The 21,993-nt window shown below is 69.3% G+C and carries 15 protein-coding genes and 1 riboswitch; of the genes, 12 read left to right on the top strand and 3 right to left on the bottom strand.

Annotated elements, in window-relative coordinates:
* Positions 1 to 29: 29 nt before the first annotated feature.
* From A9977_RS20445 to A9977_RS20390, 12 genes are all read left to right on the top strand, one after another.
* Positions 30 to 2,408 (top strand): Tex family protein, encoded by a 2,379-nt coding sequence (locus tag A9977_RS20445; protein WP_183026712.1) that lies wholly within the window; start codon positions 30 to 32, stop codon positions 2,406 to 2,408.
* 12 nt (positions 2,409 to 2,420) lie between these two features.
* Positions 2,421 to 3,494 (top strand): phospholipase, encoded by a 1,074-nt coding sequence (locus A9977_RS20440; protein WP_183026711.1) that lies wholly within the window; start codon positions 2,421 to 2,423, stop codon positions 3,492 to 3,494.
* Between the two features lie 100 nt (positions 3,495 to 3,594).
* Positions 3,595 to 4,152 carry a fasciclin domain-containing protein gene (locus tag A9977_RS20435; RefSeq protein WP_183026710.1) on the top strand — a complete coding sequence of 186 codons (558 nt, stop codon included), beginning with the start codon at positions 3,595 to 3,597 and terminating at the stop codon, positions 4,150 to 4,152.
* 121 nt (positions 4,153 to 4,273) lie between these two features.
* Positions 4,274 to 4,524: riboswitch (cobalamin riboswitch) on the top strand.
* Between the two features lie 129 nt (positions 4,525 to 4,653).
* Positions 4,654 to 6,822, top strand: coding sequence for a TonB-dependent receptor (locus tag A9977_RS20430; RefSeq protein WP_259652063.1), 2,169 nt, complete (start codon positions 4,654 to 4,656; stop codon positions 6,820 to 6,822).
* A complete protein-coding gene (locus tag A9977_RS20425; RefSeq protein WP_183026708.1) occupies positions 6,822 to 7,712 on the top strand; it encodes an ABC transporter substrate-binding protein in 891 nt (296 codons plus the stop codon). The genes A9977_RS20430 and A9977_RS20425 overlap by 1 nt, the downstream gene beginning before the upstream one ends.
* Before the next feature lie 288 nt (positions 7,713 to 8,000).
* On the top strand, positions 8,001 to 8,954 hold the full coding sequence (locus A9977_RS20420) for an iron ABC transporter permease (protein WP_183026707.1): 954 nt from the start codon (positions 8,001 to 8,003) through the stop codon (positions 8,952 to 8,954).
* Entirely contained in the window at positions 8,951 to 9,721 is a 771-nt protein-coding gene (locus tag A9977_RS20415; RefSeq protein WP_183026706.1) for an ABC transporter ATP-binding protein, read from the top strand. Before A9977_RS20420 ends, A9977_RS20415 begins: the two co-directional genes overlap by 4 nt.
* On the top strand, positions 9,718 to 10,641 hold the full coding sequence (locus tag A9977_RS20410) for an LLM class flavin-dependent oxidoreductase (RefSeq protein WP_259652062.1): 924 nt from the start codon (positions 9,718 to 9,720) through the stop codon (positions 10,639 to 10,641). The genes A9977_RS20415 and A9977_RS20410 overlap by 4 nt, the downstream gene beginning before the upstream one ends.
* Positions 10,642 to 10,669: 28 nt before the next feature.
* The gene (cobW, locus tag A9977_RS20405) at positions 10,670 to 11,719 is read left to right on the top strand and encodes a cobalamin biosynthesis protein CobW (protein WP_183026705.1); all 1,050 of its coding nucleotides are present in this window, start codon (positions 10,670 to 10,672) and stop codon (positions 11,717 to 11,719) included.
* A 170-nt stretch (positions 11,720 to 11,889) separates the two neighbouring features.
* A complete protein-coding gene (gene cobN, locus A9977_RS20400; RefSeq protein WP_183026704.1) occupies positions 11,890 to 15,720 on the top strand; it encodes a cobaltochelatase subunit CobN in 3,831 nt (1,276 codons plus the stop codon).
* Positions 15,717 to 16,808: an ATP-binding protein gene (locus A9977_RS20395; protein ID WP_183026703.1), complete on the top strand. Its 1,092-nt coding sequence runs from the start codon at positions 15,717 to 15,719 to the stop codon at positions 16,806 to 16,808. The genes cobN and A9977_RS20395 overlap by 4 nt, the downstream gene beginning before the upstream one ends.
* 89 nt (positions 16,809 to 16,897) lie before the next feature.
* Positions 16,898 to 17,479, top strand: coding sequence for a VWA domain-containing protein (locus tag A9977_RS20390; protein ID WP_183026702.1), 582 nt, complete (start codon positions 16,898 to 16,900; stop codon positions 17,477 to 17,479).
* 5 nt (positions 17,480 to 17,484) lie between these two features.
* On the opposite strand, the gene A9977_RS20385 is transcribed toward A9977_RS20390, so the two are convergent.
* From A9977_RS20385 to A9977_RS20375, 3 genes are all read right to left on the bottom strand, one after another.
* Entirely contained in the window at positions 17,485 to 19,203 is a 1,719-nt protein-coding gene (locus tag A9977_RS20385) for a hypothetical protein (protein ID WP_183026701.1), read from the bottom strand.
* A gap of 291 nt (positions 19,204 to 19,494) precedes the next feature.
* Positions 19,495 to 20,514 (bottom strand): tripartite tricarboxylate transporter substrate binding protein, encoded by a 1,020-nt coding sequence (locus tag A9977_RS20380; protein WP_259652061.1) that lies wholly within the window; start codon positions 20,512 to 20,514, stop codon positions 19,495 to 19,497.
* Complete coding sequence (locus A9977_RS20375; RefSeq protein ID WP_183026700.1) at positions 20,511 to 21,983, bottom strand: sensor histidine kinase; 1,473 nt, start codon at positions 21,981 to 21,983, stop codon at positions 20,511 to 20,513. The genes A9977_RS20380 and A9977_RS20375 overlap by 4 nt, the downstream gene beginning before the upstream one ends.
* Positions 21,984 to 21,993 lie beyond the last annotated feature (10 nt).

The raw sequence follows: 21,993 nt of genomic DNA, 5'->3' as shown, positions 1-21,993 counted from the left end.
TTTATTGCGCGCCCAGGGTTCATTCAGACATGCAGAAAATCATTCGCCAGCTCGCGTCCGAAATCAAGGTCGGCGAGCACCAGGTGAAGGCGGCCATCGAGCTGCTCGACGGCGGCGCCACGGTGCCCTTCATCGCCCGCTACCGCAAGGAGGCCACCGACGGCCTCGACGACATCCAGCTGCGCGAACTCGAGGCGCGCCTGGCCTACCTGCGCGAACTCGACGAGCGCCGCACGGCCGTGATGAAGAGCATCGACGAGCAGGGCAAGCTGACCGACGCGCTGCGCATCGCGATCGCCACCGTGGCGACCAAGCAGGAGCTGGAAGACCTCTACCTGCCCTTCAAGCAGAAGCGCCGCACCAAGGGCCAGATCGCGCGCGAGTTCGGCATCGAGCCGCTGGCCGACAAGCTCTTCGCCGACCCGACGCTGGACCCGGCCGTCGAAGCCAAGGCCTTTCTCAAGCCCGCCGAGACGCTGGACGACGGCAAGCCGGGCCCCGATTTCTCCACCGTGCCGGCCGTGCTCGACGGCGTGCGCGACATCCTGTCGGAGCGCTGGGCCGAGGACGCGGCGCTGGTGCAGCGGCTGCGCGAGTGGCTCTGGAGCGAAGGCCTGTTCAAGTCCACGCTGATGACCGGCAAGGACGAGAACAACGTCGACGTGTCCAAGTTCCGCGACTACTTCGACTACGACGAGCCCATCGGCCGCGTGCCCTCGCACCGCGCGCTGGCGGTGTTCCGCGGCCGCGCGCTCGACATCCTCGACGCCAAGCTGGTGCTGCCGGTCGAGCCCGAGCCGGGCAAGCCCAGCGTGGCCGAAGGCCGCATTGCATTGCACCTGGGCTGGAGCCACGCGGCCCGCCTGTCGGACGACCTGATCCGCAAGTGCGTGGCCTGGACCTGGCGCGTGAAGCTTTCGCTCTCGACCGAGCGCGACCTGTTCACCCGCCTGCGCGAGGATGCCGAGAAGACCGCCATCAAGGTCTTCGCCGACAACCTGCGCGACCTGCTGCTGGCCGCGCCCGCGGGCCGCCGCGTGGTGCTGGGCCTCGACCCGGGCATCCGCACCGGCGTGAAGGTGGCGGTGGTCGATGCGACCGGCAAGCTGGTCGAGACCGCCACCGTGTTCCCGCACGAGCCGCGCAAGGACTGGGAAGGCTCGCTGCACACGCTGGGCAAGCTCTGCGCCAAGCACGGCGTGAACCTGATCGCGATCGGCAACGGCACCGCCAGCCGCGAGACCGACAAGCTGGCGGCCGACCTGATCAAGCTGCTGGCGAAGATGGCCGACCAGGCCGGCGCGACGCCCATGGCCATCGACAAGGTGGTGGTGAGCGAGGCCGGCGCCTCGGTCTATTCCGCCAGCGAATTCGCCTCGCAGGAGATGCCCGACGTGGACGTGAGCCTGCGCGGCGCGGCCAGCATCGCGCGCCGCCTGCAGGACCCGTTGGCCGAACTGGTGAAGATCGATCCCAAGTCGATCGGCGTGGGCCAGTACCAGCACGACGTGAACCAGAGCGAACTCGCGCGCACGCTGAGCGCGGTGGTGGAAGACTGTGTGAACTCGGTGGGCGTGGACCTCAACACCGCCAGCGTGCCGCTGCTGTCGCGCGTGTCGGGCCTGTCGGCCAGCGTGGCCAAGGCGGTGGTGCGCTGGCGCGAGGCCAACGGCGCCTTCGCCACCCGCAAGCAGCTGCTCGAGGTCACGGGCTTCGGCCCCAAGGCCTTCGAGCAGAGCGCGGGCTTCCTGCGCGTGCGCGACGGCAGCAACCCGCTGGACATCACCGGCGTGCACCCGGAAACCTACCCGCTGGTCGAACAGATCATGGTCAAGACCGGCAAGCCCATCACCGAGCTGATGGGCCGCGCCGACATGCTCAAGGCGCTCAAGCCCGAACTCTTCGCCAACGAGAAGTTCGGCGTGATCACGGTCAAGGACATCCTGGGCGAACTCGAGAAGCCGGGCCGCGACCCGCGCCCCGACTTCAAGGTGGCGCGCTTCAACGACGGCGTCGAGGACATCGCCGACTTGAAGGAGGGCATGATCCTCGAAGGCACGGTGAGCAACGTCGCGCAGTTCGGCGCCTTCATCGACCTGGGCGTGCATCAGGACGGCCTGGTCCACGTGAGCCAGCTGGCCAACAAGTTCGTGGAAGACGCGCGCGAGATCGTCAAGACCGGCGACATCGTCAAGGTCAAGGTGATGGAGGTCGACGTGGCGCGCAAGCGCATCGGCCTGTCGATGCGCCTCGACGCTTCGCCCGCGCGCCGAGACGGCCCGCGCGACAACCGCTTCGAAGGCGCGGGCCGCGGCCAGCAGCAGGGCCAGCGCCGCGACAACACGCCGCAGCCCGCGGGCCAGATGGCCAGCGCCTTCGCCAAGCTGCAGGGGCTGCGCGGCAAGTAAGCCGCCTCCCCGATGAAGGCACTGCGCATCCATGCCGGACCGGCCGCCAGGCGCCTGATCGAAGCGCAGGGCCTGCGGCCCGAGGACGTGCGCGTGGTGCCGGGCGCGGCGGGCGGGCCCAAGGGCCTGATCCTCGGCCCCATCGACCGCTTCCTGTTCGGCGACTGGCTGCCGCGTTCCGACCAGCCCATCGACCTGGTGGGGGCCTCCATCGGCGCCTGGCGGCTGGCCAATGCCTGCCTCGACGACCCGATGCGCGCGCTGCGCGACTTCGAGGACGGCTACATCACCCAGCACTTCGAACTGCCGCCGGGCCAGAAGCGGCTCACGGCGAAGCAGGTCAGCGCGCAGTTCGGCGCGGGCTTGCGCAGCTTCTACGGCGGCCGGGCGCAGGAGGTGCTGAAGCATCCGCGCTACAGCCTGCATGTGATCACCGCCCATGGCCGGCACCTGCTGGGCCGCGAGGGGCGGGGGCGCACGGCGCTGGGCTACCTGGGCGCCTTCATGGCCAACGGCGTGCGGCGCAAGGCGCTGGGCGGCTGGCTGGAGCGTGTGGTGTTCTCGACGCCGGATGCGGCCCTGCCTTTTGCCACCACCGATTTCGCGACCCGCCGCGTGGCGCTGAGCGAAGCCAACTTCGCGCCGGCGCTGCAGGCCTCGTGCTCGATCCCCTTCATGCTCGAGGCGGTGCACGACATCCCGGGCGCGCCGCCCGGGGCCTACTGGGACGGCGGCATCACCGACTACCACCTGCACCTGGACTACCGCGCGGGGCCCCAGGGCATCGTGCTGTATCCGCACTTCCAGCAGGCGGTGGTGCCGGGCTGGCTGGACAAGGGCCTCAAGTGGCGCCACAAGGCCACGCCTTTCCTCGACGCCATGGTGGTGCTGGCGCCGGCGCCCGAATGGGTCGCGACCCTGCCCAACGGCAAGCTGCCCGACCGCAACGACTTCCTGCGCTACGGCAACGACCTGGCGGGCCGCATCCAGGCCTGGCGCACCGCCGCGGCCGAGGCGCAGCGCCTGGCCGACGAACTGCAGCAATGGCTGGAAAAACCCGACCTGGCGCAGCTGCGCGCACTTTGAAGCGCAGATTTCGCATCGCTTGAATCCAAGGCGCGGGCGGGGCCGTATCCCTTTCACCCGCCGCGCATCTTCGTGGCGGTGAACGCAACAGGAGCCATCCATGCAAGCCAAGTTCTCACGCCTCGCTTCCCTCGCACTCGCAGCCGCCCTGTCGGTCGGTGCGGTCTCCGCCATCGCCCAGGTCACCGTCGGCGGCGCGCCGATGTACGCCACCAAGGACATCATCGACAACGCCGTGAATTCCAAGGACCACACGACCCTGGTCGCCGCGGTCAAGGCCGCCGGCCTGGTCGAGACGCTCAAGGGCCCGGGTCCGTTCACCGTCTTCGCGCCCACCAACACCGCCTTCGCGGCCCTGCCGGCCGGCACGGTCGACACGCTGCTCAAGCCCGAGAACAAGGGCACGCTCACGACCATCCTCACCTACCACGTGGTGGCCGGCAAGGTCGATGCCAAGTCGCTCATGAAGATGATCGACGACGGCAAGGGCATGGCCTCGCTCAAGACCGTCGCGGGCGGCACGCTGGTGGCCAAGAGCACCGGCGGCATGGTGACCGTGACCGACGAAAAGGGCGGCACCGCCAACGTGACCATCGCCGACGTCTACCAGTCGAACGGCGTGATCCACGTGGTCGACAAGGTGCTGCTGCCCAAGTAAGCAGGCCGCCTCCGACAGCAAGCCTCGCGCGGCAAGCTGTCAGATTTCTTTACCTTCCTATAATTCTGTGGTCGGGCCGGCGCTGTGAGCGCCGCGCCCGCACGGTTCGAAGGTGCCCCGCACGCTCTCATCGCTTGAGGGTCTCGGGGTTAAACGGGAAGCAGGTGCCTTGCGTCTTCACACGACGCGACAAGTCCTGCGCTGCCCCCGCAACGGTCAGCGGATCTCGAAGAATCCCTCACGCGCATGCCTTGTCGGCATGGCAGTCACTGCGCCTCACGGCGTGGGAAGGCGAGGGTTTCGGTCCTGCATGCAACGCGCATGCAGGACGGTCCGCAAGCCCGGATACCGGCCTTCGCAACCGCTTCGGCCGCTGCGGGAGAGCGAGGGTCCGGGCAAGCCGGTGCACACACGCACCGGGCTTGGCCGCGAGGCGTTCTTTCTTCTTCAGCGTATTCAATGGTTGAGGCTCCGCGGGGTGGCGGGGCGGTTGGAACACGCATGAAAAAAATAACGATCCTGAACCCGGCCCGAGTGGGCGTGCTGGGTTTGCTCTCGATGGCCGCGGGCCAGAGCATGGCGCAGGAAGCCGATGCCCTCAATGAGATCTTCGTCACGGCCACGGCCCGCCCCGAGGCGCGCGCCAGCATCGCCGCGACCACGCAGGTGATCGACCGCGCCGCCATCGACCGCTCGACCGCCAAGTCGGTGACCGACCTGCTGGCCGAGAACGCGGTCGGCTTCTTCAGCGAATGGACCGCGGCGCAGACCTCGATCAACATCCGCGGCGCCACCAGCGACGGCCAGGGCCGCGACTACAAGGGCCAGGTGCTGGTGCTGGTCAACGGCCGGCGCGCGGGCACGGCCAACATCTCGAAGCTCAGCGCCAACGAGGTCGAGCGCATCGAGATCGTGCGCGGCCCGGCCTCGGTGATCTACGGCAGCCAGAACATGGGCGGCGTGATCAACATCATCATGAAGAGCGGCTACAACGCGCCGCCGAGCCAGGCCGGTCTCAGCGTGGGCTCCTGGGGCGGCGTGCAGGCCAATGCGCAGACCAGCGGCGGCGGCGAACGCTTCGACTGGTACTTCGGCGTGTCGGGCGGCCAGCGCGACGATTACGAATCGGGCAAGGGCGGCGGCAAGCTGGCCAACACGGGCTGGGAACGCCGCGGCTTCGCGGGCGCGCTGGGCTTCCAGGTCGACGAGCGCAACCGGCTCGAACTCAAGCTGCGCACCGACGGCATCTACAACGCGGGCTTCCGCGGATCGGGCGCCAACACCATCAGCAAGGACGACCGCACCAACGCCTCGGCCGACCTCACCTACGAAGGCCGCACCGCAGATGACCGCATCAGTTGGATGGCGCAGATCTACTCGGTGGCGGACGAGGACGAGTTCAAGTGGGCCTCGCCCGTGGTGCGCTCCGGCACGCGGGCCACGCCCGGCACCTCGAGCGACTACAACGACCGCAAGCTCGACATCCTGGGCACGCGCCTGCAGCCGCGCTTCAAGCTGGGGCAGGGCAACGACCTGCTGCTGGGCTACGACTGGGAACGCAGCCGGCTGCGCTCGGACCGCTTCCGCGTCGCGCTGCCCGGCGGCCCCACCGGCCAGGTCGCGCCCTACGACAACAACCAGACCGAGCATGTCAACGCGCTGTACTTCGAGGATTCGCAGAAGTTCTTCAACGACCGCGTGACGGTGCGCGGCGGCGCGCGCCGCACCGAAGGCCGCACCAGCTTCGATGCCACGCCCAACCTGCCGCTGCAGCGCAGCGGCAGCCAGTCGTACGGCGAGACCACCTGGTCGACCGGCGCGACCTGGCGCGCGCTCGACGTGCTGAACCTGCGCACCGGCATCTCGACCGGCTTCCGCGCCCCGACCTCGACCGAGCTGGGCTCGGACTTCACCGCGGTGGGCGGCGGCCGCAGCTTCGGCAACCCGAACCTCAAGCCCGAGAGCAACCGCCAGATCGAGTTCGGCGGCACGCTGCAGCTGCCGGTCTGGAACGTGGACGTGGCGCTGTTCCAGAACACGATCTCCGACCGCATCATCACCGTCTCGCGCGGCCCGACCACCAACACCTCGGACTACGCCAACAACGCGGCCGACATCGTGGTGCGCGGCATCGAGGCCAGCGCCAACGTGGACCTGGCGAAGGCGCTGAACTTCTCGACCGGCGCCCACAGCCTCAACGCCTACGCCAACGGCTACTACAACTTCACGATGCGCGACAAGGGCGCGACCGCGCTCGACACCGACCGCGTGCAGCGCATGTACAAGTACGAGGCCTCGCTGGGCCTGCGCTACGGCCGCGGCGCCGGCAAGCTGCCCGACGACTGGAGCCTGCAGATCGGTGCGCTGCTGCGCGGACCGATGTGGTACGACACCGAGGAAGCGCTGCTGATCCCGCAGGGCGAGCCCTACAGCACCTACATCCACAGGAAGGGCGCCTTCACCGTCTGGAACCTGCGCGGCGACTACCGCATCAACAAGCGCGTGAAGGTGTTCGCGGCGGTCAACAACCTGTTCGACCTGAACCGCAGCTCGATCTTCATCGCGCTCGACCAGAAGCCGTGCATCGCCGATCCGCGCTTCCAGAACGGCGGTTGCGGCACCTCGATGCCGGGCCGCGAGTTCCAGGTCGGCATGCAAGTCAGCTTCTGATGCGGTTCAAGCGCATCGCGCTGGTCCTGGGTCTGAGCGCGGCGGCCCTCTCGGGGCAGGCCGCGCCGATCGAGGTCCGCGATGCGCTGGGCCGCAGCGTGGTGCTGCCCGCGGCGCCGCAGCGGCTGGTGACCATTTTCGCGTCGAACACCGAGCTGGTGACCTCGCTCGGCCTGGCCGACCGCATCGTCGGCGTCGAGCAATACACGCGCTTTCCACCCGAGGTCATGGACAAGCCCAGGGTCGGCGGCCGGCTGGGCTTCTCGGTCGACGCGGTGGTCGCGCAGCGGCCCGACCTGGTGATCGTCACGCCCGCGCGGCAGGCCGCCAACCAGTTGGTCGACCCGATGACGCGCATCGGCGTGCCGGTGATCGTGCTGCTGAGCCGCTCGGTCGGCGAGGTGCTCGACAACATCCGCCTGATCGGCCGCGCCACCGGCGTGCCCGACCGCGGCGAGGCGCTGGCGCAGTCGCTGCAGGCGCGGCTGGATGCCGTGGCGCAGCAGGTCGCGCAACGCACCGCCCCGCGCATGGTGATGATCACCGGTCGTGTGGGCAACGGCATGCTGCTGGTGGCGCGCGCCGACACCTACACCGGCGAGGCGATGCGCATGGCCGGCGGCCGCTTCGCGATCGCGGGGCGGGGGGCGGTGGCGCAGGTGTCGCCGGAGGCCATTCTTGCGTCGGACCCGGACGTGCTGCTGTTCGCGGGGACGAAGGCTGCCCTCGACGATCTGGTGCAACTGCCGGGCTGGCGCGACATGCGGGCGGTGCGCGACAAGCGCGCGGTGACGGTGTCGCGCAGCGAGTTCCTGATTCCGGGACCGCGGACCATCGACGGGATCGAAAGCCTTGCGAAGTGGCTGGGGTCGGTGGAGGTGCGGCCGTGAGTGTTTCGGTTCTACTCCCTCTCCTCCTGGGAGAAGGCAGGGGTGAGGGCGGCAGCGCCTCCATCGTGCGCGCCCCCATCCCTGCCTTCCCCCGGAGGGGGAAGGAGCCCGACATCCCGCGACCTTCTTCTTGCTCCCTCCCCCTCCGGGGGAGGGCAGGGGTAGGGGCCGGCAGCGTCTCCATCGTGCGAGCCCCCATCCCCGCCTTCCCCCAAAGGGGGAAGGAGCAAGACCGACGACCGGAGCCGCTGATGTCCTCCCTCCAAACCCTCGACATCGCCCGCCGCGGTGCTCACGGTCGCCTTGCTGCTCGCCGCTTGCGCCGGCCACGAGTGGTCGTCGCCACAGGCCCTCTACCGCGCACTCGCCGGCGACGACAGCCTGCGCAGCCGCCTCTTGCTGCAATGGCGCCTGCCCCGCGTGTTCGCCGCCGCCCTGGTCGGCGCCTTGCTGGGCCTGTCGGGCGCAGTGTTCCAGGGCGTGTTCCGCAACCCGCTGGCCGAGCCCTACCTGCTCGGCGCTTCGGGCGGCGCGGCCCTGGGTGCGACCGTCGCGCTGCTGGTGCCGCTGGGCGTGCCCCAGTCCTATGCGCTGCCCGTGCTGGCCTTCGCCGGCGCCTGGGGCGCGACCGCCCTGGTGCTCGGCGTCTCCCGCGTCGCGGGCGCGCTCGATGCCGCCGGCATGCTGCTGGCCGGCGTGGCCATCGCCGCGATGCTGGGCGCGCTGCGCTCCTTCCTCATGCTCGCCCTGTCCGACGAAACCGTGAGCCTGCAGGTCGTGATGAGCTGGGTGCTGGGCGGCATCCAGACGCCTTCATGGCCCGGCCTGGGCCTGCTCGCGGCGCTGTGCGTGGCCTGCCTGCTGGCCACCTCGCGCATCGCGCACGGGCTCGACCTGCTGGGCCTGGGCACGCGCGCGGCGCAGGGCTTCGGGCTTGACGTGGCGCGCTTCACGCCCATCGCGGTCGTCGTCGGTTCGCTGGTGGTCGCGGCGGCCGTGGCCTATGGCGGCCTGGTGGCCTTCGTCGGGCTGGCCGCGCCGCACATCGCGCGCTGGATGGTCGGGCCGCTGCACCGGGCGCTGCTGCCGGCTTCGGCGCTCACCGGCGCCATCGTCGTGACCGTGGCCGACGCCATCGCGCGCTCGGCCCTGCCGCCGGCCGAGATCCCGCTGGGGCTGGTCACGGCCGTGGCAGGCGGGCCCTTCTTCATCGTGCTGCTGGCGCGGAGGCTGCGCTCATGAGCCTGCTGCTCGAAGCCCAGCACCTCGGCGTCTCGCGCCGCCACAAGTCCATCCTGCGCGACGTGTCGATCGGCTTCGGCGCGACCGGCTCGGTGGCCATCATCGGCCCCAACGGCGCGGGCAAGTCCACGCTGCTGGCCTTGCTGGCCGGCCTGGAAACACCGGCCCAGGGCGAGGTGCGGCTGGGCGCGCGGCGCGTGGTCGACGTGCCCGCCGCCGAGCGCGCGCAAGCCATCGGCTTCATGCCGCAGCACTTCGAGCCGCACTGGGACCTGGTGCTGGAAGAACTGCTGGGCATGCGCCTCACGCCGCCGCGCGGCAAGGCGCCGGCCCAGTGGCCCACGGTCGACGAGGTGATCGCACGCAACCAGCTCCAGGCCTTCCGCGGCCGGCGCTGGTCCACGCTGTCGGGCGGCGAGCAGGCCCGCGTGCTGCTGGCCACCGTGCTCGCGACCGACCCCCCCATCCTGCTGGCCGACGAGCCCGGCGCCGCGCTCGACGTGCGGCACCGGCTCACGCTGGTCGAGGCGCTGGCGCAGCGCGGCCGCACCCGGCTGGTGATCGTGGCCATGCACGACCTCGACCTGGCCTTCCGCCACTTCGAGCGCATCGTGGTGGTGGCCGACGGCCGCATCGCGATCGACGGCGGCGAGGAACTGATCCATGCCGCGCTGCTCGACGAGAGCTTCGGCGTGGTGTTCGACCGCATCGGCGTGCCGCCCGGCGTGATGCTGCGCGCCCGGCTGCGCCGGCAGGCCGGCCCATGATGCGCATCGACCTCGCCGGCTGGACCCGCGAAGCCACGCAGGGCGACCCGCGCGCCTTCTTCGCGCTGTTCGACGAAGCCGACCGGCTGGGCTTCGACGGCGTGTGGTTCAGCGAATTCCGCCTGCCCACGGCCGACTGGCCGTACCCCTCGCCGCTGCTGCTGGCCGCCGCGCTGCTGGCGCGCACCGAACGGCTGCGCGTGGGCACCTCGGTGCTGGTGCTGCCGCTGCACCAGCCGCTGCTGCTGGCCGACGAGGTCGCGCAGCTGGCCTTCCAGAGCGGCGGGCGCATCGACATCGGCGTGGGCCGCGGCACCGAGCCCGCCACGCTGGCCGCATTGAACATCGATGCGGCCGAGACCCGCGCGCGCTTCGAGCGCCACTGCATCGTGCTGCAGGCCCAGGCCGCGCACGTGCCGCTCTATGTGGCCGGCTCCACGCCCGAGACGCTGGGCTTTGCGATCGAACGCGACCTGCCGCTGCTGCTGAGCCTGGAGCCCCCCGAAACCACGCAGCTGGGCCATGTGGCCGACATCCTGCAGGGCCGGCCCTCGACCTTGCTGCGGCGATCGTCGCTGGCGCGCTACGTGTGCATCGGCGCCGACGCCGCGTCGGTGCAATCGCAGCTCGACGGCCTCTGGGCCCAGCTGCAGGCGCGCCGCGCCTTCTTCGCCGCCAAGCGCGGCGTGCCGCCCGAGCAGGTGCCGCGCATCGAGCCCGAACGCATGCTGCACGAACAGTTCATCCACGGCGACCCCGCGCAATGCCATGCGCAGATCCTCGCCCTGCGTGCGCGCAGCGGCATCGATGCGCTGCGCTGCGTGTTCAACGCCAATGGCCTGCTCGACAACACCCAAGCCCTCGCCGGCATGACGCTCTTTGCGAACGAGGTGCTCCCCGCGCTTCGCGAGCCGGCATGATCCATCCCATCCCAGAAAGCCACACCCCATGCAAAGCGCCAAGATCCCCGTCACCATCGTCACCGGCTTCCTCGGCAGCGGCAAGACCACGCTGCTGCGCCACATCCTCGGCAACGCCGAAGGCAAGCGCATCGCCGTCATCGTCAACGAGTTCGGCGAGCTGGGCATCGACGGCGAGATCCTGCGCGGCTGCGGCATCGGCTGCGACGACGAGGGCGACGAGCGCGAAGGCGCCTTGTACGAGCTGGCCAACGGCTGCGTCTGCTGCACCGTGCAGGAAGAATTCCAGCCCGTGATGCTGCAGCTGGCCGAGCGCCGCGCCGACATCGACGCGGTGATCATCGAGACCTCGGGCCTGGCGCTGCCCAAGCCGCTGGTCCAGGCCTTCCAGTGGCCCGAGATCGCCAACGTGTTCACCGTCGACGCGGTGGTCACGGTGGTCGATGGCCCGGCCACGGCCTCGGGCCAGTTCGCCGAGAACACCGAGGCCGTCGATGCGCAGCGCCGCGCCGACCCCAACCTCGACCACGAGTCGCCGCTGCACGAGCTGTTCGAAGACCAGCTTTCGGCCGCCGACCTGGTGGTGCTCAACAAGTCCGACCTGCTCGACGAGGCCGCGCGCGCGCAGGTCGAGGCGCTGATCCGCGCCGAGATCCCGGCCGAGGTCAAGATCGTCGTCGCCACCCAGGGCAAGCTGCCGCTGGCCCTGCTGCTGGGCCAGGGCCGCGCGGCCGAGACCACCATCGACCAGCGCACGAGCCACCACGACCACGAGGAAGACCACGACCACGACGAGTTCGACTCGCTGGTGATAGACCTGCCCGCGGTCGACCGCGACCGCCTGCTGGCTGCGCTGGAGCAGATCGTGGCTGCGCACACCGTCTATCGCATCAAGGGCTTCGTCGCGATCCCCGGCAAGCCGATGCGCCTCTTGGTGCAGGGCGTGGGCAAGCGCTTCGACCACCACTTCGACCGCCAGTGGCGCGAGGGCGAGGTCCGGCGCACGCAGCTGGTGTTCATCGGCGAGGACCTCGACGAGGCGGTGCTGCGTTCGGCGCTGGCGGGTGCTGAGGCCTGAATTCGGACCGCCGGACGCAGAGGGCGCAGAGGTTTCGCAGAGAACGCAGAAAAAGCAGATGAGAGAAGGAACACCAGAATGAATGGATTCCCTTTTGGATTTCCTTCTGCGAAACCTCTGCGTCCTCTGCGTCCGGTACCCGCACCCGCTCCCGCACCCGCGTCGATGACATGCACCTGCTGAGCACCCAGCCCGGCCGCTTCGTCGAGGACGACAGCGTCGTCACCCGGCTCGATCAGACGCCGGGCGAGATCGTGGTGCTGAGCTCGGCCGACACCACGCTCGCGCTGCTGGCCGCGGCACGCAGCGCGCTTGCCGCCACCGACCCCGGCTACCCCTCGCTGCGGCTGGCCAACCTGCAGTACCTGCGCCAGCCGGCTTCGCTCGACCTCTATGTCGACGAGGTGCTGCAGCATGCGCGCGTGGTGATCGTCGACCACCTGGGCGCCGAATCGGCCTGGGCCTACGGGCTGCAACAGATCGAGAAGCTGGCGCGCCGCAAGGGCCAGCAGCTGGCGATCTTCTCGGGCGACCTGCAGGAAGACGAAGACCTGCTGGCGCGCAGCACGCTGCCGCAGGACGTGAGCCGCCGGCTGTGGCAGTACACCCGCGCGGGCGGCGCGGCCAATGCGCTGCAATTCCTGCGCGCCATCGCCTTCCACGGCCTGGGCCATGGCGAGGCACCGCAGCCGCCGCGCAGCCTGCCGCAGGTGGCGCTGCATGTGCCCGGCGGCTTCGGCGCCGCGCACACGGTGGCCGGCATCGACGACCTGCGCGCGCTGTGGCGCGACGGTGCGCCGGTGGTGGCGCTGGTGTTCTACCGCTCGCACCTGCAGTCGGGCAACACGGCGGTCTTCGATGCGATGGCCGCCGCCTTGCAGGCCGAGGGCCTGAACCCGCTGCCGGTCGCGCTCGATTCCCTGAAAGACCCGCTGTGCATCTCCGCGCTGCGCGGCCTGTGCCGCGAGCACGACGTGCAGCTGGTGCTCAACACCACGGCCTTCGCGGCGCTGGGGCAGGGCGGCAACGCGGGCGACGAAGTGGCCGAGCTCGCGGGCGATGCGCCCGTGCTGCAGGTGATCGTGAGCGGCGGCAACCGCGAGGACTGGCTGGCCGACAGCCAGGGCCTGCGCCCGCGCGACATCGCGATGCAGATCTCGCTGCCCGAGATGGACGGCCGCATCGTCACGCGCGCCATCAGCTTCAAGGGCCTGTCGCACCGCGACGAACTCACGCAGACCGAGGTGGTGAACTACCAGCCCGAGCCCGACCGCATCGCCTTCGTGGCCGAGCTGGCGCGGCGCTGGTGCAAGTTGCGCAGCCTCCCCGCCGCGGACAAGCGCCTGGCGCTGATCCTCGCCAACTATTCCGGCAGCGAAGGCCGCATCGGCAGCGGCGTGGGCCTCGACACGCCCGCCTCGGTGATCGCGATCCTGCGCACGCTCGCGGCCGAAGGCCATGCGCTGGGCGATGCCGACAAGCTGCCCGCCGATGGCGACGCGCTGATGCACACGCTGCAGCAGGGCATCGCCAACGACCCCGCGCAATGGCCGCTGCGCCCGGCCTGGCAGAGCTATGCGCTGGCCGATTACCGTGCGCGCCTGGCGACCTTGCCCGAAGGCATGGCCGCGGCCATCGACGCGCGCTGGGGTGCGCCCGAGCAGGACCCGTCCGTGCGCCAGGGCCGCTTCATGATCGCCGGCCTGCGGCTGGGCCGCGTGTTCGTCGGCATCCAGCCCGCGCGTTCGCTGGCGGTGCAGGGCACGCAGGATTACGCCAGCTACCACGATGCCGAACTGGTGCCGCCGCACGGCTACCTGGCCTTCTACTTCTGGCTGCGCGACGTGTTCGCGATCGACGCGGTGGTGCACGTGGGCAAGCACGGCAACCTCGAATGGCTCCCGGGCAAGAGCCTGGCGCTGTCGCAGGCCTGCTGGCCCGACGCCATCCTCGGGCCGCTGCCCAACGTCTACCCCTTCATCGTCAACGACCCGGGCGAGGGCGCGCAGGCCAAGCGCCGCACGCAGGCCGTGATCGTCGACCACCTGATGCCGCCGCTCACGCGCGCCGAGAACCACGGCCCGATGCAGGACCTGGAGCGCCAGGTCGACGAGTACTACGACGCGCTGCTGGTCGACGCGCGCCGCGCCCGCGTGCTGCGCGCGCAGATCCTCGCGACCGTGCGCGCGCAGCACCTCGTCGAGGAACTCGCGTTGCCATCCGCGGCGGCCGACGACGACACCGTGCTCGCGCGCGTCGACGCCTACCTGTGCGAGCTCAAGGAAACGCAGATCCGCGACGGCCTGCACGTGTTCGGCCAGTCGCCCGAAGGCCGGCTGCGCCGCGACACCCTGCTCGCGCTCGCGCGCTACCCCTCGGCCGACGGCGCGGGCGAGAACGCGGGCCTGCTCGATGCGCTGTCGCGCGACCTGCTGCCCGGTGATGCCTTCGCGCCGCTCGACATCGAGCCCGCCACGCCCTGGCAGGGCGCGCGGCCCGCGCTGCTGCAGTCGGTCAGCGACGAACCCTGGCGCCACGCGGGCGACACGCGCGAGCGGCTGGAGCTGCTCGCGCAGCGCCTGCTCGACGAGGCCGATGCAGGCATCGCCCTGCCGCAAGACATGCCGCACACGCAGGCCGTGCTCGGCCGCATCGCCCATCGCCTGTCGCCCGACCTCGACGCCTGCGGCACGCAGGAACTGCATCAGCTATCACGCGCGCTGCAGGGCCGCTTCGTGCCCGCCGGCCCCAGCGGCTCGCCCTCCCGCGGCCGGCCCGACGTGCTGCCGACCGGGCGCAACTTCTATTCGGTCGACACCCGCGCCATCCCCACGCCCACGGCCTGGATGCTGGGCCTCAAGTCCGCCGCGCGGCTGGTCGAGCTGCACCTGCAGGAACACGGCGAGTACCCGGTCGCGATGGGCCTGTCGGTCTGGGGCACGGCCACCATGCGCACGGGCGGCGACGACCTGGCGCAGGCCTTCGCGCTGATCGGCGTGCGGCCCCAGTGGGCGGCCGGCAGCCAGCGCGTGGTCGACTTCGAGGTGCTGCCCACCGTGGGCATCGGCCGTCCGCGCATCGACGTCACGCTGCGCATCTCGGGCTTCTTCCGCGATGCCTTCCCCGCGGCCGTGCAGATGTTCGATGCGGCCGTGCAGGCCGTGGCCGCGCAGGAGGACGAGGACGCCGAACGCAACCCGATCCGCGCCCGCATCCTGCGCGAGGCGGCGGCGCTGGAAGCAAAGGGACTCGATGCCGGCACCGCGCGCACGCAGGCCGGCTGGCGCGTGTTCGGCTCGGCGCCGGGCCATTACGGCTCGGGCCTGCAGCCGCTGTTCGACCGCGGCGACTGGCAGAGCGACGACGACCTGACACGCGCCTATGTCGCCGGCGGCGCCCATGCCTACGGCCAGGGCAGCGACGGCGTGCCCGCGCAGGCCGCGCTGGTCGAGCGCCTGAAGACCATGGACGTGGTGCTGCAGAACCAGGACAGCCGCGAGCACGACCTGCTCGACTCCAACGACTACTACCAGTTCCAGGGCGGCATGGTCGCGGCCGTGCGCCACCTGAGCGGCCAGCAGCCCGCGATGTACCACGGCGACCACGGCAACCCGCAGGCGCCGCGCATGCGCACCCTGAAGGAAGAGATCGGCCGCGTGATCCGCGCGCGCGTGGTCAACCCCAAGTGGATCGCCGGCGTGAAGCGCCACGGCTACAAGGGCGCCTTCGAAATGGCCGCCACCGTCGACTACCTGTTCGGCTTCGACGCCACCGCGCGCGTGGTCGGCGACCACCAGTACGCGATGGTGGCCGACGCCTACGTGATGGACCCGGCCACGCGCCAGTTCATCCAGGACCACAACCCGCAGGCGCTGCACGACATGCTGAGCCGGCTGCTCGAAGCCATGCAGCGCGGCCTGTGGCAGGCGCCTGGCGACTACCAGCGACAACTTGAAGACCTGTTGCTCGATCAGGAGCAGCGGATGGAAGGAACCCGATGACCCCCCCCGCGAGCGCGGCCCTGCCGCTGCCCTTTCCCTTCGCCGCCATCGCCGGCCAGCCGCAACTGCGCCAGGCGCTGCTGCTGGCCGCGGTCGACCCCGGCCTGGGGGGCGTGCTGATCGAAGGCCCGCGCGGCACGGCCAAGTCCACGGCCGCGCGCGCGCTGGCCGAGCTGCTGACCGGCGCGCCCTTCGTCACATTGCCCCTGGGCGCGAGCCTCGAGCACCTGGTCGGCACGCTGGACCTGGGCCAGGCCCTGGCCGGCCACCAGGTGAAGTTCGCGCCCGGCCTGCTGTCGCGCGCGCATGGCGGCGTGCTGTATGTCGACGAGGTCAACCTGCTGCCCGACGCGCTGATCGATTCGCTGCTCGACGTGGCGGCCAGCGGCGTCAACAGCGTGGAGCGCGACGGCATCTCGCACCGCCATGCCGCGCGCTTCGTGCTGGTCGGCACCATGAACCCGGAAGAGGGCGAACTGCGCCCGCAACTGCTCGACCGCTTCGGCCTCTGCGTGCGCCTCTCGAACATCGACGACGCCGCGTCGCGCCAGGCCATCGTGCGCGCCCGCCTGGCCTTCGACGCCGACCCTCAGGGCTTCCGCGCCGACCATGCCGACGCCCAGGGCGCCCTGGCCCTGGCCCTGGGCCGCGCCCGCGCCACCGTGGCCGACCGCGAGGCGCTGCCTTACGAAGACGAAGTGCACGCCGCCGTCGGCGCACTGTGCATGGCCGCGCAGGTCGACGGCCTGCGCGCCGACCTGGTGATGCTGCGCGCCGCTCGCGCCCTGGCCGCCTGGGAGCAGGCCGACACGCTCACGGTCGCGCATGTGCAGCAGGTGGCCGACCTGGTGCTGCTGCATCGGCGCAAGCCAGGCACGGAGCAGAGCGCGGCCCCTTCGTCATCCCAGTCCAACGCGCCGCGCCCCTCATCCGGCCAGGGCCACGGCGCATCGGGCGACAAGGCCTCCACGTCTGCATCCGACGGCGACACCGACTGGGGCGCGATGCCGCCCGAGCCCGTGGGCATCGAACGCGTCAAGCCGCTGCGCCCGCTGATGGCCGCGGCCCCCACCCCAAAAAAAGCCTGAGCCTCCGGAACGCCGACCCCGCTGGCGCACGCCAGGGTGACCGGAGGCAGGGCACACAACGGGACACGTCGCGCCGCATCGCATCGCCGATGGGCAGCACCGCCTACGACTGGCCCCGCACCCTGATGGCCCGCGGCGCCGAAGCCCAGCTGCGCCCCGAACACCTGCGCCGCCGCCCGCAGGAGGCCCGCAGCGGTGCGCTGCATTGCTTCCTGCTCGACTGCTCCGCCTCGATGCTCAAGGACGGCAAGCTCGCGCGCGCCAAGGGCGTGCTGGTGGCGCTGATGGAAGAGGCCTACCGACGCCGCGACAGCGTGGCCCTGCTGTGCTTCGGTGGCAACACGGTCGAACTGCGCATGCCACCGCGACGTGCTGGCGCATTCAACGACGCCTGGCTGGCGCCCATTGCAGGGGGCGGGGGCACGCCTTTGACGCTGGGCGTTCAGCAGGCCGGGATCCTGCTGGCGAAGCATGAAGCTGCACAGCGATGGCTGTGGCTGTTGACGGATGGGCGGAGTGCGGAGAGTCCAGCGCGGCCTGCGGGGGTGGATGTGGCGATGGTGGTGGATCTTGAAGGGGGAAGGGGGACGTTACGGCGAGCGGAGGAGTTGGCGCTGGATTGGGATGCGGAGTACACGACGCTGCACAGAGTCGATGGAACGTGGCGTTAGCTGCATCAAGTGGTCAAAACGGCCCAGTCCCAAATGTCCTGCGCGAGAGGGAGCGCCGAGTCATGCGACGAGACCAAAAATCCCTGTTGTTCCAGGTTCCAGCTTTGCTCGCCAAGAATATTCTCGACGCGATCGAAATCACTAGCAGGCATCGAATCAGCTGTCGGTGTCATGACGAAGACAGCTAGTTGTTCGGTGAGCTCCCGGAGCCGAGCATATGTAGCTAAGTCTCGTGAAGCACGTAGGAAATTAAGTTCGATACGGTCGGGCGTCTTGTAAACTGCAGAAATGACATTTCCGGCCTTTCCCGGTGGCTCAAGGTTGAACTCTAACCAATGTGACTCTCGCGTCAACTTATCCATCATCGCCCGTTGAGGGGTCACGGCGATGCGCTCGAAATCGAGTCCGGCGATCCGTTTCAGTTCATCGTCGACTAGTCGGCGCACAGCCCCGTTATCGAGTGTTGAAAAGTCTCTCGTCTTACGTTCTTCTCGTGGGAGCAATGGAATCACGTCCATGTAGAGCCGGTGAATAACAGCATCCAATGTGGCTCCGGCGGTCGGCCATAGATCCCCAAGTAATAGAGCGTCTGCTTCAAACTGCACGTCCTTGAGCGCCAGATTTTCTCTTTGCGCTCGAGACAGCGCGTGCTCGGCCGACTCTATTAGGGCATGCAATGTAGTGACGTCGTCGCGCCCGTAAAGGCACTCGAACTTGCTCAGGTCACTCAGCAACCGAAAGGCGAAAGATCCGCGAAGGTCGGCTACTGCGACTCCGATCGTGAAGCGTTGGCGTGCAAAGGGATCTGGCTGCAACTCTATCGTTGCCCATACGCCCTCGAATGCCGACTTCGGCACCGCCGCCAAATGAGTCCTAAGGTGTGAGAAGGGATCGTTGCCAGTTGAGAGAAAAATGTTGCTCATACGATGCGCCCTAGTTCGTTCGCCAGCCAATCCGGGTGCGCTCGCTGAGCTAGGAACTTTAGGATGCCAGTTTGCTGCTGCTACTCCTTGGGCCGGATCTGCATGCATGGTAGCGATAAAATGCTGAAGCGCCGGGGCGACTTTGTTAAGTGCTGCCTCATGCAGTTTAGATGCGAGAACCATTGAGATCTCGAATTTTGAATAGCCAGCGGCTTGCAGAATTCCTTGTGCCTCCGCCTGTAAGCTTTGGTGGCCCACCGTAATATTCGCTGCCCAGACGAGGGTGTAAAGGATGAACTCGTTGTCGATAGGAACGTAGTTCCCCTCGCGTGTGCGCAGGAAATTTCCACTGTGCCGATCGCGATTTTCAACCCATGCATCAAAAGCTGCTATGCGAGGCACATCTTGATGGCGAAAAGCTTTGGTCTTTTTTAGATGCGCTAGCCATTGCCATCGACCATGAATGTGCTTGCCTTCTACCGTTGAAGAGCAGAATGCCAATGTATGGGTATATGCAATCCAATGCTGATCAAGTTTCATGTGCGACCGAAGACGATGCACTGGAAGCAGCAAGACTGCTGCGAAGCGCGGTCTCGGTAATTCAAGAGACTCAGCAACGAGCCACGCTATGGCCTCGGTGAACGGCATTGCATTGCCCTGCGGCGCCGCCTTGACATAGCACTTGTGCTCCTGACCGTTCGCGTCCGCGATCAGTGCTTGATGGACTGTGAGATTGAGTCCCTTATTTTTCGACGCGCCGCGAAACTCGCGCCAGGCAGTGTCCGGAAGGATTGGGATCATGCGTCTCCATCATTTGTTGCCGCGCACTGTAACCCTTTGCTTAATATGCTGTCTACGAGTGTTAACGATCGGTCTATCTGCTCCACTTGAGGCGGGGAAATACTATTCCGTTGCGATGGGCCCGAGGGTCAAGTGCCCGTCACCCAAGGGTTACCTCCTCGATCTCATCGCTTTCGATTGATTTGGATCCCTCAATTTTCGGTCGCCGCTTGGGATCTGTAGGTGAAGGATATCCATTGATTTGGAGTGGAAACGGTCCTCTTTTTTGAATCGATGGCGCTGGTAATCGCGCTACTTCTCCCACCGCCTCAACCCCAACTCCCCCGCCATCTCCCGATAGCTAGCCAGTTGTCTGGCCACAAACTCCTCCATCCCCACCCCTGTCAACGAAAACGGATACAGCCGATGCTTGGCCCTTAGCGACGCGTACTGCGGTGAAGCCAGCGCCTCCTGAAAGGCAGCTGCCCATTGCCGCGCCGCCTCCTTCTGCACGTTGACGCTGATGTATACGCCGCGCACGGTCGGCCAGACGATCTCGACGCCTTGCTCGCGCGCGGTGGGCACGCCCTGGAGCGCATCGCCCAGGCGGGTGGCCGACAGCACCGCGACGATGCGTACCGCGGCGCCGCCTGCGATGGCCTGCAGTGCTTCGGCGGCATCGCCGGGGAACACGTCGACGTGCTTGCCCTGCAGCGCGGCCAGCGCGTCGCCGCCGCCTTCGAAGGAGACGAAGCGCATGGCCTTGGGGTCGCGGCCGGCGGCGCGCACCAGCAGGGCGGACTTGACCCAGTCCTGGCTGCCCACGGTGCCGCCCGAGCCGAAGACCACGCCCGAAGGGTCGCGGCGGATGGCGCTCATCACGTCCTGCAGCGTCTTGTAGGGCGAGTCGCGGTGCACGGCCACCACGCCGTAGTCGGTGCCCAGGGTGGCGAGCCAGTGCACCGCGTTGGCCGGGTGCGGGCCGAAGCGGCCCTGGGCGATGTTGAGCAGCGAGCCGCTGGAGAAGGCGACCAGCAGGTCCGGCCCGCCCATGCGGCCCGTGGCCATGCGGTCGAAGGCCACGGCGCCGATGCCGCCGGGCATGAAGCGCTGGACCAGGGGCGGGCGCGTGGGGCGCACCACCTGCAGCGCGTCGCGGGCCAGCGCGCAGGTCAGGTCGAAGCCGCCGCCGGCCTTGGAGGGGATCACGCATTCGGCGGGCGCGAGGCTGGGGTCCTGCGGCCGCGCGTGCAGCGCGGCGGGCAGGGGCAGCAGCAGGGCGCCGGTGCGCAGCACGAGGGCGCGCCGCGCGCGCATGAACGAGGGGGTCATGCCATCGGCTCCTGGGGCGCGATCGCCGTCATCGTCGACATGGGGCCCTTGGGCCACCAGATGCAGGCACGCAAGCCTGTGTGCCCGCCGCCGTCTTTGTTCACGATGCCCAGCGCGAGCCCGCCGCTATGCCGCTGCGCGATCGAGGCCGCGATGGCCAGGCCCAGGCCCGAGCCGCCTTGCGCCGCGCGTCGGCCGCGGCGAAAGCGCTGGCCGATGGACGCCAGTTCGGCTTCGCTCATGCCGGGGCCGTTGTCTTCCACGCTCAGCTGCCATCGCGCGGCCTCGTCGTCGCGCGCAGCGAGCGTGACCTTGCCGTGTTCGGGCGTGTAGGCCAGCGCGTTCGCGACCAGGTTGCCCAGCGCCTCGCGCAGCAGGGCGGCGTCGGCCACCGCGGGGCCATGCAGCGCGAGCGGGGCGATGCCGAGGTCGATGTGCCGGGCGCGCGCCATCGGCAGCAGGCCCAGCGCCACCTCGCGCAGCAACTCGGCCAGGTCGACGGTCTCGAACTCGAGCGAGGCGGTGTCGGAGCGGCCCAGGGCCAGCAGCTGCTGGGTGGTGCGCGTCACGCGGCCGATCTCGATGCGCATGGCTTCGAGCGCGGCCTTGAGTTCCTTCGGGTCGTCCTCGCGCTGCGCATAGTCGGCCTGCATCTGCAAGGTGGTCAGGTGGGTGCGCAGTTGGTGCGAGGCGTCGTCGAGGAACTGGCGTTGCTGCGTCACCAGCGCCTTGGTGCGCGCCATGTGCTGGTTCACCGCGCTCACCAGCGGCCGGATGTCGGCGGGGATGGCCACTTCCTCGATCTGCGTCAGGTCCTCGGGGTGGCGCGCCTGCACCTCGCGCGCGAAGCGCCGCAACGGCCGCAGCGCCGCGACCAGCCCGAGCGAGGTGGCGAGCATCAGCGCGGCCAGCACCAGCGAGTCGCGCAGCGCGGCGCGGCGCACGAAGCGCGCGGTGAAGTCCTGGCGCGACTTGGTGCTTTCGCCGACCTGCACCAGCACGCTGCGGGCGCCGTCTTCCTTCGCCGTGGGAAGGTCGAGCGCGCGGCGGTAGGCCGCGAAGCGCACCGGCTCGCCGAAGTACTCGGCGTCGTAGAACGCCGGCACGCCCGGCGCGAGCGCGAAGGGCGGCTCGGGCAGGTCGGCGCTGCCCAGCTCGACCAGGCCGTCGGAGGTCGCGACGCGGAAGTACACGCGGCCGCTCGCCGTCAGCTCGAAGAACTCGAACATCGTGTAGGGCAGCTCGACCGACAGGCCGCCCGAGGCGGTCGAGATGTTGGCGTCGATGGCCTTGAGCGCGCCCAGCACCGAGCGGTCGTAGGCAGCGTTGGCCGCGCCCAGCGCATCGTGGCGTGTGAGCCAGAGTTCGGAGGCGGTGACGATCAGCAGGGCCGGCACCAGCATCAGCGCCAGGCGCTGCCACAGGCTCGCGCGCTGGAACCAGGTGCGCGCGTGGCGAAGGCGGCCCATGCCCGGCTGC

Source organism: Variovorax sp. UMC13, assembly GCF_014170375.1.
Classification (GTDB): domain Bacteria; phylum Pseudomonadota; class Gammaproteobacteria; order Burkholderiales; family Burkholderiaceae_C; genus Variovorax.
The sequence above is the reverse complement of the archived record's forward strand: the minus strand, read 5'-3'. Positions and strand labels throughout refer to the sequence as shown.

Excerpts from the sequence above, each read along its gene's own strand:
- A9977_RS20445 (WP_183026712.1), top strand. The coding sequence starts at position 30 with ATGCAGAAAATCATTCGCCAGCTCGCGTCCGAAATCAAGGTCGGCGAG.
- A9977_RS20425 (WP_183026708.1), top strand. The coding sequence starts at position 6,822 with ATGCGGTTCAAGCGCATCGCGCTGGTCCTGGGTCTGAGCGCGGCGGCC.
- A9977_RS20380 (WP_259652061.1), bottom strand. The coding sequence starts at position 20,514 with ATGACCCCCTCGTTCATGCGCGCGCGGCGCGCCCTCGTGCTGCGCACC.
- A9977_RS20435 (WP_183026710.1), top strand. The coding sequence starts at position 3,595 with ATGCAAGCCAAGTTCTCACGCCTCGCTTCCCTCGCACTCGCAGCCGCC.
- A9977_RS20390 (WP_183026702.1), top strand. The coding sequence starts at position 16,898 with ATGGGCAGCACCGCCTACGACTGGCCCCGCACCCTGATGGCCCGCGGC.
- A9977_RS20385 (WP_183026701.1), bottom strand. The coding sequence starts at position 19,203 with ATGATCCCAATCCTTCCGGACACTGCCTGGCGCGAGTTTCGCGGCGCG.
- A9977_RS20375 (WP_183026700.1), bottom strand. The coding sequence starts at position 21,983 with ATGGGCCGCCTTCGCCACGCGCGCACCTGGTTCCAGCGCGCGAGCCTG.
- A9977_RS20430 (WP_259652063.1), top strand. The coding sequence starts at position 4,654 with ATGAAAAAAATAACGATCCTGAACCCGGCCCGAGTGGGCGTGCTGGGT.
- A9977_RS20410 (WP_259652062.1), top strand. The coding sequence starts at position 9,718 with ATGATGCGCATCGACCTCGCCGGCTGGACCCGCGAAGCCACGCAGGGC.
- cobN (WP_183026704.1), top strand. The coding sequence starts at position 11,890 with ATGCACCTGCTGAGCACCCAGCCCGGCCGCTTCGTCGAGGACGACAGC.
- cobW (WP_183026705.1), top strand. The coding sequence starts at position 10,670 with ATGCAAAGCGCCAAGATCCCCGTCACCATCGTCACCGGCTTCCTCGGC.
- A9977_RS20440 (WP_183026711.1), top strand. The coding sequence starts at position 2,421 with ATGAAGGCACTGCGCATCCATGCCGGACCGGCCGCCAGGCGCCTGATC.
- A9977_RS20415 (WP_183026706.1), top strand. The coding sequence starts at position 8,951 with ATGAGCCTGCTGCTCGAAGCCCAGCACCTCGGCGTCTCGCGCCGCCAC.
- A9977_RS20395 (WP_183026703.1), top strand. The coding sequence starts at position 15,717 with ATGACCCCCCCCGCGAGCGCGGCCCTGCCGCTGCCCTTTCCCTTCGCC.